13 protein-coding genes are annotated in these 11,999 nt (G+C 39.3%); 6 read left to right on the top strand and 7 right to left on the bottom strand.

What is annotated here, in order from left to right:
* Positions 1-109 precede the first annotated feature (109 nt).
* From H5115_RS17440 to H5115_RS17430, 3 genes are all read right to left on the bottom strand, one after another.
* A complete protein-coding gene (locus tag H5115_RS17440) occupies positions 110-298 on the bottom strand; it encodes a hypothetical protein (RefSeq protein WP_182756541.1) in 189 nt (62 codons plus the stop codon).
* Between the two features lie 29 nt (positions 299-327).
* Positions 328-777 carry an N-acetyltransferase gene (locus H5115_RS17435; RefSeq protein WP_182756539.1) on the bottom strand — a complete coding sequence of 150 codons (450 nt, stop codon included), beginning with the start codon at positions 775-777 and terminating at the stop codon, positions 328-330.
* 81 nt (positions 778-858) lie between these two features.
* On the bottom strand, positions 859-1,806 hold the full coding sequence (locus H5115_RS17430; protein ID WP_182756537.1) for a LysR family transcriptional regulator: 948 nt from the start codon (positions 1,804-1,806) through the stop codon (positions 859-861).
* 117 nt (positions 1,807-1,923) lie between these two features.
* On the opposite strand from H5115_RS17430, the gene aceK reads away from it, so the two are divergent.
* From aceK to H5115_RS17415, 3 genes are all read left to right on the top strand, one after another.
* Positions 1,924-3,696, top strand: a complete 1,773-nt coding sequence (gene aceK / locus H5115_RS17425) for a bifunctional isocitrate dehydrogenase kinase/phosphatase (RefSeq protein WP_182756535.1) — start codon at positions 1,924-1,926, stop codon at positions 3,694-3,696.
* Between the two features lie 64 nt (positions 3,697-3,760).
* On the top strand, positions 3,761-4,723 hold the full coding sequence (locus tag H5115_RS17420; RefSeq protein ID WP_182756533.1) for a zinc-binding dehydrogenase: 963 nt from the start codon (positions 3,761-3,763) through the stop codon (positions 4,721-4,723).
* Positions 4,724-4,785: 62 nt separating this feature from the next.
* On the top strand, positions 4,786-5,037 hold the full coding sequence (locus H5115_RS17415) for a DUF2999 family protein (protein WP_007582532.1): 252 nt from the start codon (positions 4,786-4,788) through the stop codon (positions 5,035-5,037).
* Positions 5,038-5,118: 81 nt separating this feature from the next.
* Here H5115_RS17415 and H5115_RS17410 read toward each other — a convergent pair whose 3' ends face one another.
* Positions 5,119-5,619 (bottom strand): fasciclin domain-containing protein, encoded by a 501-nt coding sequence (locus H5115_RS17410; RefSeq protein WP_007582534.1) that lies wholly within the window; start codon positions 5,617-5,619, stop codon positions 5,119-5,121.
* Between the two features lie 184 nt (positions 5,620-5,803).
* Between H5115_RS17410 and lepB the strand changes: the two genes are divergently transcribed.
* Positions 5,804-6,454, top strand: coding sequence for a signal peptidase I (gene lepB, locus H5115_RS17405; protein WP_024597614.1), 651 nt, complete (start codon positions 5,804-5,806; stop codon positions 6,452-6,454).
* 183 nt (positions 6,455-6,637) lie between these two features.
* On the opposite strand, the gene metG is transcribed toward lepB, so the two are convergent.
* Positions 6,638-8,659 (bottom strand): methionine--tRNA ligase, encoded by a 2,022-nt coding sequence (gene metG / locus H5115_RS17400; protein WP_182756531.1) that lies wholly within the window; start codon positions 8,657-8,659, stop codon positions 6,638-6,640.
* Positions 8,660-8,846: 187 nt separating this feature from the next.
* On the opposite strand from metG, the gene apbC reads away from it, so the two are divergent.
* Together apbC and dcd are read left to right on the top strand one after the other, a co-directional pair.
* Positions 8,847-9,923, top strand: coding sequence for an iron-sulfur cluster carrier protein ApbC (apbC, locus tag H5115_RS17395; protein WP_182756529.1), 1,077 nt, complete (start codon positions 8,847-8,849; stop codon positions 9,921-9,923).
* 6 nt (positions 9,924-9,929) lie between these two features.
* Entirely contained in the window at positions 9,930-10,514 is a 585-nt protein-coding gene (gene dcd, locus H5115_RS17390; protein WP_002959670.1) for a dCTP deaminase, read from the top strand.
* 16 nt (positions 10,515-10,530) lie between these two features.
* On the opposite strand, the gene H5115_RS17385 is transcribed toward dcd, so the two are convergent.
* A complete protein-coding gene (locus tag H5115_RS17385; protein ID WP_182756543.1) occupies positions 10,531-11,316 on the bottom strand; it encodes a CLCA_X family protein in 786 nt (261 codons plus the stop codon).
* Positions 11,317-11,340: 24 nt separating this feature from the next.
* Positions 11,341-11,937: a tRNA-uridine aminocarboxypropyltransferase gene (locus H5115_RS17380; protein WP_182756527.1), complete on the bottom strand. Its 597-nt coding sequence runs from the start codon at positions 11,935-11,937 to the stop codon at positions 11,341-11,343.
* Positions 11,938-11,999: the final 62 nt, after the last annotated feature.

Below are 11,999 nucleotides of genomic sequence, written 5' to 3'. Positions count from 1 at the left end.
CAAGCGCACAGGGCGTGCATCTGTGAAAGTGTTATGGCAAGGATGGCTTAAGTTACAAGCCATCCTGGAAGGCTACGATTTAGCAAAATCTCTTGAGTCAGACTTGTGATCAAGAGACAGCTAAAATAGCGCCTACAATCAACAGCATGCTAACACTGCTCATAAAATACGGAAATACCAATAGCGACAAACCAATACAAAGCGGTACTACGGCTTTTTTTCTTCGCCCGTAAGTAAGGTAGCCAATACCTATGCCTCCAAACAAAACACTCCACGCAATTATTGATGCACTATCCATTTGTAAATTACCTATTTTGAAATACTGATTTAAATTACGACCGACATAGCCAGCTTTTCAATACCATGTGAAGGGGTCCATCTTTTAAATTCCACGAAGCCATGCTTTTTATATAAATTTATTGCAGGAGTATTAGCAACCGCAGTCTCCACTATTGCATGAGAAAAATCATCCATTGCTAAAACATAACTTATTAGCTTACTTGCGATACCTTTTTTAAAATGACTAGGATCAACGGTTAAACTGCAAATATCTAAATACTCGTTGTTTGTATCTACTTCTATAACGGCTGCTAAACATTCATTTTCGCTGTAGCCATAAAAGGTTGTTTCTGATTTTTTTATACCTTTAATATTACGCGCTAAAGGAGGAAAGCTATGCGCGCCGATCAGTTTAGCCTCTATAGCGTAGGACTTTTGAAAGACAGCAAAAATTATATTTGCAATATCGTTATTCTTATTATTAAGTTTGTTTATCATTATATTCTTCTAATGAAAGTAAAGCTTGGAAGTATGCGCGATAGTAAAATACCTGGTGCTTGATGTGATGAAAATAATAATTTATCTATCTGCAATCGTTTTAGCAAACGCTAATAACTCACGCCTTAACCATTGGTGCGCCGTTGCATGGTGCAGCAGTGGGCTCCATATCATTTTTACTTCAATAGGCACTATTTGAAATGGTACAGGGCTGATTACCAAATCAGTATGAGAGGTTAATAACTTAGCTTGCCTGCGCGGTAGGGTGGCAATAAGTTGCTCTGATTGGCAAAGCAGGCTTGCGACCATGTAGTGGCGAGTAAAAACACGTATTTTACGGGTTTGTTCTAGTTGCCAAAGCGCTTCATCTACCCAGCCTAATTTTTGCTTTCCTGATTTATTAGTAACAGCGGCTTCAGGCCCCCAGCCGGCACGATTTACCCAAATATGCTCTTTTTTTAAGTAGTCGTCTAACCCTGATTGTTGTAAAAATGTATTTTTAGGATGGGTTAAACAACAGTAATTATCGCGCCAAACACTGGCTTGGTGAAACGAGCGTGGCAGGCCATTAAAGCGGTTTATTGCTAAATCTATAGTGCCTTTTTCCATGTCTTGCAGGTTTACGTCGCTTGGACTTAATACATCAAAATTAATACCGGGGTTTTTACTAAGCTGCGCCGTTATAAAGGGGGCTATTAAGGTCGACTCTATGTAGTCGTTTGCCATTATTCTAAACGTAACTTCAGCCGTTGTAGGGTTAAATTGCTCACTAGGCTGCGTAATAGCTTCGGCCATTTTTAAGAGCGCCTCAACTTCAGGCTTTAACGCAAGTGCCTTTGCCGTTGGCGTCATAGAGCCTGCAGCACGAACAAGTAGCGGGTCATCAAATAAATCGCGCAAACGTTTTAGCGCATTACTCATAGCAGGTTGCGTAAGCGCGAGTTTATTGGCAGCTTTTGACACACTTTTTTCATCTATTAACACATTTAAATAAACGAGAAGGTTAAGATCGACATTTCTTATATTCATATGATCAATTTAAATTATATGCTGTATTAATTATCTAAATTAAAGCCTACTTGCTAAGGTGTAAACAATTAATAAAAAATAACCGCCATAACTGGCATCAATATAAGTGCTGTATTTATGCAAACTAGGCTAACACATCAATCTAATAATACGCTGCAAAACGTTATTGCCAGTAAGCTTGCACGATCTGTTTTTGCTGGATTTGAGGCGATGTTTTCGCAATTTTTAAATATTACACTGGGTGCACAAAGCCGTTTTGAACAACGACAGTATCACAGTGTACAAAGTGCTATGCGTGAACGTTTACAAGTGTATGAGCGCGAAGTTAAAAACGTGAGTGAAGCCGTCAGAGTTATTGCTTATGCTGAACTTACTTGCCCGCAAACGTGGCAGTTAGCTAAAAATATTTACGGCGATATGGTAGAAAATCACGAAAATAAACCTATTGCGCATACCTTTTTTAACTCAACGTTTGGCGCAATTTGGGACGATAAAAAAATTCGTACTGTGCATTTGTTTGTATTAAAAGCAAAGTACCGTAGTGAGCCGCGCTCTTATGAAAGCTTAGTGAGCAGGGTATCGCTACATAATGGGTTTAATAACGCCGTTAAAACGCTTATCACTAATCAAGTATTTAGAGTGCCGTTTAGTCATTTAGAACGCGATGTAGCCACATTACAAAGTACGTTAATGCAAGGCGCTAAGCAGCAATGCAAACAGGTGTACGAACTTATAAATTTAAACGATGGGTATATTGAATACGCCAACTCATTATTTTTTAGAAACAAAGCCTGTTATTTAATTGGGCGCTGCATTGCTAAAAATGGCGACAATATGCCTTTTGCTATCGCTATTTTAAATACCGATGAGGGACTAAAGCTTGATGCTGTAATGATGGGCGCCGATCAATTAAGTTTATTATTTGGCTTTGCACGCACCTATTTTATGGTTGATACCGATAAACCCGCTCGTTATGTAGATTACTTAAGTGTGTTAATGCCACACAAACAACGCTTTGAGTTATTTAACGCCATTGGTTTTATAAAGCACGCCAAAACTGAGTTTTATCGGCACAAGGTCGATACGACTAAAAATAGCCCAGCCAACTTCAAGTATGTTAAAGCGCCAGGTACGCCGGGCATGGTAATGCTGGTATTTACTATTGAAGGGCTAGATTACGTTTATAAAGTAATTAAAGACAAATTTAGTGCGCCAAAAACAGCTACCAAAGCACAAGTGATAGACAAGTATAACTTTGTAAAACAAGCCGATAGGGTTGGTCGTTTGGTAGATACGCACGAATTTAGATATTTAGCGTTTGATTTAAGCCGTTTTAGCGACGAGCTGCTTGAGCAGATGAAAAGCCAAATTGGCAGCAGCATAGTTATATCTGGCAAGGCACTCATTTTAAAGCACGTTTATGTTGAGCGTAAAATGACCCCGCTTAATTTATATATTAACCAATGCGATAACAAAACCTTAGAGAGCGTGATGCATGACTACGGTAAAGCAATTAAAGAGTTAGCGGGCGCTAATATATTTCCGGGCGACATGCTAATGAAAAACTTTGGCGTAACGCGATGGGGGCGAGTTGTGTTTTACGACTTTGACGAAATTTGCCCACTAACCGATTGCAACTTTAGAGAGGTGCCACAAACCCAAAATGCACTTGAAGAGCTAAGTAGTAACTCGTATTTTGATATAGCTGAAAACGATATATTTCCGAGCCAATTTAAGGTGTTTTTTAGCGCCAACGAGATTGCGTTTAATTATTTTAATAATGAGCACAGCAACTTGTTTTTAGCGACGTTTTGGCAGAGTTGTCAGCAACAAGTACATAATGGTTATCTACCCGATGTTTATCCTTATAAACAAAGTTGGCGCTTTTGAGGTTGTTTGAATCTGTGTTCATCCCCATCTATATGTTATTACAGTTTTTAAACTTGGAGCAACAATGAAATATATTTCTCATGAAGATGGCAATCTTGCATTTAGTGAAACCGAAAAGCCGGTTGTAAAGAGCCATGAAGTACTTGTTAAAGTTGCAGCAATAGGTGTAAACCGTGCAGACAGTATGCAGCGCCAAGGTAAATACCCGGCCCCTGCGGGAGATAGCCCGATTTTAGGTTTAGAATGTGCGGGTACAGTTACTGAACTTGGAAAAGATGTAGATAAAAGCTGGCTAAACAAGCGTATTTTTACGTTGTGCTCAGGTGGTGCTTATAGCGAATATGTAGCAGTTGATGCAAAACAGCTTATGGAATTACCCGATGATGTAACAATGGCTGAGGGCGCTGCAATAAGCGAAGTGTATTTAACGGCATTTGGCGCGTTATTTGAGCTTGGTAAATTACAAAAAGGGCAAACAGCGCTTATTCATGCAGGTGCTAGTGGCGTGGGCGGTGCAGCAATTCAAATGGCTAAAAGCGCAGGTGCTACCGTAGTTATTACTGCCGGTACGGATGACAAATGCCAACACGCAAAAGAGCTCGGCGCCGATCATGCAATTAACTACAAAACCACCGACTTTGTAGAGTATATGAAAGCAAATGAGTTAACAGCAAATGCAATTGTTGATCCTGTTTCGGGGAGTTACTTAAATAAAAATGCCGCTATTGCAGCCATGGATTGCCAAATTGTAATGCTTGCATTTTTAGATGGACGTTTTGCAGAGGTTGATTTTGCCGCGCTTTTACAAAAGCGTATTTCGTTTCATGCCTCAACGCTTAGAAATCGTAGTATTGAGTTTAAACGCCAGGTGCGCGACAACTTTGTAGCGCGTTTTTACAATGATATTGCCACTAAAAAGTACGACTTTAACTTGTATAAAACATTGCCTTGGAGCGACGCAAACGAAGCCCATGCTATTTTAGAGCGTAATGAAAACGCAGGAAAAGTGGTTTTACTTGTAGAGTAACTCTTTAATTTTAGGGTTTAGCCCATATACTAAGCCCTATAAAAAACACTTAAGGTTTAATAATGAATCCAATACTAGCAATACTTAAAGAGCACAATGTAAGCGACGAAAAAGTAAAAGCATTGTTTGAAGCGTTTACTCAAAACCCAATGATGGCAATGGCGCTTGTTCAAGAGCTTGGTATTCCGCCAGAAAAACTACAGCAACTTATGGCAGTCGTAATGACTCAACCGCACCTTATTAAAGAAGCGACTGACGAACTTGGTTTAGATTTTGAAAAAGTAAAAGAAGCGAAAGAAAAACTAAATCAATAATTTGTTATGTCATGAAACAAAAATAAATAAAAAAGCATAAGTATTTACTTATGCTTTTTTAGTTGGCTTATTCTTTTATGACTACTCTTTTGGAAGTAGTACTGTGTCGATAACATGAATTACGCCGTTGCTTGCTTTTACATCAGCTTTTACAACTTTAGCGTCATTTATCATTACGCCCATGCTGTCGGCTTTAACCATAACCGATTGGCCTTGTAGTGTTTTCGCACTATCTACCTTCATTACATCGGCTGCCATCACTTTTCCAGACACTACGTGATAAGTTAATACCGCCGTTAGCTTATCTTTGTTTTCAGGCTTGAGTAGCATTTCAACAGTGCCTTCAGGTAATTTAGAAAATGCAGCATCTGTTGGTGCAAAAATAGTAAAGGGTCCTTTACCTTGCAGTGTTTCAACTAAACCTGCGGCTTTAACAGCAGCAACAAGAGTAGTGAACGAACCATTTTCAACGGCTACTTCAACAACGTCTTTTTTCATACCATGATGATCAGCATAAGCCATTGTAGTAAATCCAAGGCTTGCAGTTGTAAACAATAATGCAGTAGTAATTTTCTTAAACATTTTATTTTTCCTTTAAGTTAATACCCGTTGGTTTCGTTAAATGTTACGACGCTCTAAATTTAATCGATCAATTAAAATTAGTAGCCAACATGTTTTGTTACATCATTGATTGAACTGCAGCTAATTAGCAAAGTCATATAAACAGTTACTTAATTAAAGACTTGTTCAATTGAAGGGAATAGGCATGAAATTAGTTTATAAGTTTTGGAAAAATAACCGCTCTCTTATCGTATTTATTGCACTAATGAGCGTATTTAGAAGCGCTGTAGCCGATTGGTACGAAGTGCCAACAGGCTCTATGAAGCCAACAATTCAAGAAGGTGACAGAATACTTACCGATAAAATGGCCTACGATATTCGTGTCCCATTTACGCATATAAAACTACTTAAACTAGCGGACCCACAAACCGGTGATATTATTGTTTTTGACTCACAAGCTGCCGATAACCGTTTAATTAAACGTGTAATTGGTGTGCCAGGAGACACCGTTGCGCTTGAAAATAATGAGCTCATTATTAATGGTAAAAAACTTAATTATGCAGATCAGCAAAGCAACATAGACTCGCTTGATAAAATCGAAGATTTAAACGGATTAGCGCATTCGATAAGAGTGGCAAATATTCCTTCACGTTTATCGGGCTTTGATGCAATTACAATTCCTGATGATTATTATTTAGCAATGGGCGATAACCGCGACAATAGCGCTGACTCGCGTGTAATAGGTTTAATTCCGCGTAACGAGTTATTAGGAAAAGCAGAGCGCGTTATAGTCTCACTTGATTACGATAACTATTACCTACCAAGAAAAGACCGCGTATTGAAAAAGCTCAATTAAATAAGATAATTAATTTTAGAGTTAAAATATAACTGCCTATTTAGGCTGTTTACTTATATATTTTTTTACAAGCTTGGTAAGAACACTACGCTCTTGTTCGGTATTTAATATACGACTAAACATTACTTTAGCCCATAAAAAAACCGCTGACATATCAGCGGTTTTTTTATTGTATGAGTAATATTACATTACGCGCATACCAGGCTCTGAGCCGTCATCTGGGTTAAGAATATAAATTTCTTTTCCGCCAGGACCTGCTGCTAATACCATGCCTTCAGACATACCAAAGCGCATTTTACGAGGCTTAAGGTTAGCAACCATAACGGTTAGCTTGCCTTCAAGATCCTCAGGTGCGTAAGCTGATTTAATACCCGCAAACACTTGGCGAGTTTCGCCGCCTAAATCAAGTGTTAGCTTAAGTAGTTTATCTGCGCCTTCTACGTGTTCTGCTTTAGCAATTTTAGCGACGCGTAGGTCTACTTTTGCAAAATCATCGAACTCAATCTCGTCGCTAATCGGCTCTTTTGCAAGTGGGCTATTAGGGTCAATTGTTACTTTTGGTGCTAAGCTTTCTTTAGATTCTTCAACCATTTTGTTCACTTTATCCATTTCAACACGTTGCATTAACGGTTTAAATTTATTGATAGGGTGGCTTACTAGTGCATTTTGAACGCCGTCCCATGCAAGGTCGTCATTTAAAAACGCTTGTACGTTATCAGCCATTCCTGGTAGCACGGGTTTTAGGTATGTAATTAAAACGCGGAACAAGTTAAGACCAAGAGAACACACTTCGTGTGCTTCTTGTTGCTTAGTTTCGTCTTTAATTAATACCCAAGGTGCTGCGCCATCAATAAATTGGTTTGCTTTGTCGGCAAGCGCCATTATTTCGCGAATTGCGCGGCTGTAATCACGGTTCTCGTAGTGTGTTGTAATGCTAGGTGCAGCAGCTTGAAACTCTGCTAACAGCTCTGGTTGCTTAATAGTGCTGCTTAGCTTGCCATCAAACTTTTTAGTAATAAAGCCAGCACAACGGCTTGCTATGTTGACTACTTTACCTACTAGGTCTGAATTTACTCGCTGTGCAAAGTCTTCTAGATTTAAATCAAGATCAACAATACCGCTGCTTAATTTTGCTGCGTAGTAGTAACGTAAGTATTCTGGGTTTAAGTTATCTAAATAAGTACGCGCTTTAATAAACGTACCCTTTGATTTAGACATTTTTTCGCCATTTACAGTTACAAAACCATGAGCGAATACGTTAGTTGGCTTTCTAAAATTAGCGCCTTCTAGCATTGCTGGCCAAAATAAGCTGTGGAAGTAGATAATGTCTTTACCAATAAAGTGATAAAGCTCTGCGTCTGAACCTTCAGCCCAAAACGCATCAAAGTCGAGGCCTTTTTCGTCACATAGGTTTTTAAAACTCGCCATGTAACCAATAGGTGCATCTAACCAAACGTAAAAATATTTGCCTGGTGCATTTGGGATTTCAAAACCAAAGTAAGGTGCGTCACGGCTAATATCCCATTGTTGCAAGCCATCGGTAAACCATTCGTCTAGCTTGTTAGCCATTTCTTGTTGAATAGTTCCCGAGTGTAACCACTCTTTTAGCATGTCTTCAAATGCTGGCAGGTCAAAAAAGTAATGCTCAGAATCTTTAAGTACAGGCTCAGCACCTGACATTACAGAACGCGGGTTAATAAGTTCGGTAGGGCTGTATGTAGCACCACACGAATCACAGCTATCGCCGTTTTGGTTTTCAGACTTACACGTTGGGCAAGTACCTGTTACAAAGCGGTCTGGTAAGAAAATACCTTTTTCTGGATCGAATAATTGCGAAATAGTGTGCTTTTTAATATGACCGGCATCGTTTAGGCGGTTATAAATAAGTTCGCTTAATTCTTTGTTTTCTTGGCTGTGGGTGCTGTGGTAGTTATCAAATTTGATATTAAAGTCAGCAAAGTCGCGTTGGCGCTCTATGCTCACTTGTTTTACCATTTCTTCAGGCGTGATCCCTTGCTTTTGCGCATTAAGCATAATTGGCGTGCCGTGGGCATCGTCTGCGCAAACATAATAAGCTTCGTGGCCTTGTAGTTTTTGAAAACGTGACCAAATATCAGTTTGAATATATTCCAATAAATGACCTAGGTGAGTTGGGCCATTTGCATAAGGTAATGCGCTGGTAATCAGGATCTTTCGCTGCGTCATAATCATTCCGAATTGAGGATAAAACGCCGTTTTTATTATACAAACGGCAATTATCATTAATTTATCTACAAGCTATCTGCTTAGAGTGCGCACAGCTTATGGATTTTTATTAATTGACTGGTGTTAATGCCCTGAATGTTACATAATTCCGTGGCACTTTTCATCAAAGAAACGCTATTTAATTGCTATGTTTGGACTGTCGAAACTATTCTCTTCTAAATCGGTGCAAAAACAACCGATTATAACTGCCTTAGCGGCATATCGTAGTGCTGCTTTTGCCGTCGGTATTGATGAAAGCTTCATTGATACTATTACTCAAAATGACGATAAATCACTACACATTAAATTAACTCTGCCATTTGCTGGGCAATCAGAAATGCCTTTAGTTGAGCAACACGTAAGTGAAAGCTTAAATGTGCCTGTAACAATTAGCGCCAAGATTATCATTAAAGAGGCGGCTAAGTTTAAAGCGATTAAACATATTGTACTTATTGCCTCAGGCAAAGGTGGAGTAGGTAAGTCGACTACTGCTGTTAACTTGGCAGGCGCGCTTAAAAATGAAGGCGCAAAGGTGGGTATTTTAGATGCTGACATTTATGGCCCATCTATCCCAATGCTTTTAGGATTAGTGGGCGCAGAGCCCGTCACTAAAGATAACAAACAGCTACAGCCTTTTAATGCAAATGGCATTAAAGCGCAGTCAATTGGCTTTTTAGTTCCAAGCGATGATGCCACGGTATGGCGTGGACCAATGGCGTCAGGCGCGCTGAGCCAGTTACTTAATGAAACCGATTGGGGCGAGCTTGACTACTTAATTGTTGATATGCCACCGGGCACCGGTGATATTCAGCTTACAATGAGCCAAAAAGTACCCGCTAGCGGCACTGTTATTGTCACTACACCGCAAGATTTAGCGCTAGCCGATGCGCAAAAAGGCATTGCTATGTTTAATAAAGTAAACGTACCGGTGCTTGGCTTAATAGAAAATATGAGTCACTACATTTGCACTCACTGTGGTGAAGCTAACCACGTTTTTGGTAAAGACGGTGCACAAAAACTGGCGCATAAGCACGGCGTGCCTGTACTTAGCCATATTCCACTTGCAATAGATATACGCGAGTATTCTGAGCAAGGTAAACTTATTGCAAGCGATAACGATGCCGCAATAAGCAAAACATACAGCGCAGCAGCAAGGTTAATAGCCAGCACGCTTTATTATCAACAGCATCACAATGCAATTGAAATTGTGATTACGGAAGATTAATAAATAATGAGACTTTCAGACACACATATTAAAGAATACTTAAGTGATGGCCGCATAGTTATTGAGCCTGCACCAACGAGCGAGATGATTTCAGGTGTAACGGCCGATTTACGCTTGGGTAATAAATTTAGAACGTTTAATGCGCATAATGCAGCATACGTCGATTTAAGTGGTCCAAAAGATCAGTTAAATAAAGCCATGGAATCGATCATGAGTGAAGAAATAGTGCTTGATGAAGGTGAAGCATTCTTTTTACACCCAGGTGAACTTGCACTAGCTATTACCCATGAAAAAGTTACGTTGCCAGCAGATATAGTAGGTTGGTTAGATGGACGCTCATCGCTTGCGCGTTTGGGTTTAATGGTGCATGTAACCGCGCATCGAATAGACCCAGGCTGGAGTGGCAATATTGTTTTAGAGTTTTACAACTCAGGTAAATTACCACTGGCACTACGCCCACTGATGAAAATTGGTGCTATGAGCTTTGAGATGTTATCGGGACCATGTGAAAACCCATACAATATTCGTAAAGATGCAAAATATAAAGATCAAAGCAGCGCAGTAGCAAGCCGTATTAGTGATGATAAATAATCACCAAATATAGGCATTACTCGTCTATTTTATGAAGCGCATAACCCAGTAGTTCAAAATACTGGTTAAGCGCTTCATTTGCTTTATTAATATGCTCACTGTTTGGGTATATTAAATTACTACTTTTTAAGCCTCCCACTAAAAAGCTATTTTTTATATATGTGTGGCCTTCAATACAGGCTTCAAAACACCGGGCTGCAAGCTCTTCTGGCATGCTCATATAATTCATATTATGGGCTTTGTCGTGTTCTATACACGTTTGTACAAAGTTATTTGCATCAATACCATCTTCATCTAAAAATACATGTTTATAAAAACTGTTCAAAGCATTATTAAGTGGATGCGATAAATTAGGCGTGTTTGAAAGCCATAATTTTGAGGCAAAGCCAAAGCGGGGTTTTGCTGCAAATAAATGCTCGCTTATATGATGATCAAATGCATGAAACCATTCGTGGGCAAGTGCACCACCGCCTGCATTTTTTGCAAGAGCAAGCGTTTGAGAGGCTGCATTATAATGCGCTTGCACACCTTTTTGGCCGCCATGGCCAAATGCAAAGTTAAGCTTGCCGCGCAGGCCAATAGCTTTGGGCGGTAAATGCAGTATTTGCGCAAGATCCGCCAGTGCATCGTAAATTAAATTGGCGCTAATGTAGCGCTCTTCTTTAGTTACCCATTTACCAACGACCATTGACCTAAAGCCGAAGGTATCTCTTATATCGCTAAAGTCGACTTGGTCGTCAAAGCGATAGTCGGGTCCTTGGCGAGTAAAGCCACGTTTTAGTCTGTTAGGGTAGTTACGCATTGCAAGTTTCATATAGTAACGAATTTAATCTAAGTAACGTGCTTTTACGTGCTCAGGCATGTGTTGGGTTTGTTTTTGTATTAATTCATTTAGCGCATTATAAAGTGGTGCGGGATTTAGCTGCTCTATTAAAAACAAACTATGCGCTACAGCTTCAAGTGTGGATAGGCTGTCGGCCCGAGGAGCTTTACGAATAGCATAACGATTTTTAGGTAGCTGTTTAAAACTGACCGTTTTAAATTGATTTAGTAATGTGGTGAGCTGCAAAATTTTGTAGACTTTTTTCCATGTACCATCAACCACGATTAAATGGGTGATGTTTTTTACATTTGGCTGCTCAGTGTTATCGTCTAAATTTACAGCGTGTTCGTTAGGGTAGAGTAAAACAGTTGAGCTTACTGGCAGTGTTTTTAGTATGGAAAAGTCATCATTATTTTCGCCTTTGATTATTTGGCAATCATTTAGGCATAAATTGAGTAGTTTAGCGGTATTTTTTGCTATTTTTTCTTCACTCGGGTGCTGTAGAATAATAACCGTAACTTTGTTGTTTATATTTGTAATTGCGTTGCAAATACAGGTGTTTAGTGAAAAGTTACAATGATTACAAAGTGTGCGTGCCATTTAATAAACTTTTTGTTGCCAGTATGATCCTCGCAATTATACATTTATAAGGTAATTAAGTT

The sequence above is a fragment of the Pseudoalteromonas sp. SR44-2 genome, from assembly GCF_014163745.1.
Classification (GTDB): Bacteria; Pseudomonadota; Gammaproteobacteria; order Enterobacterales; family Alteromonadaceae; genus Pseudoalteromonas; species Pseudoalteromonas distincta.
The sequence above is the reverse complement of the archived record's forward strand: the minus strand, read 5'-3'. Positions and strand labels throughout refer to the sequence as shown.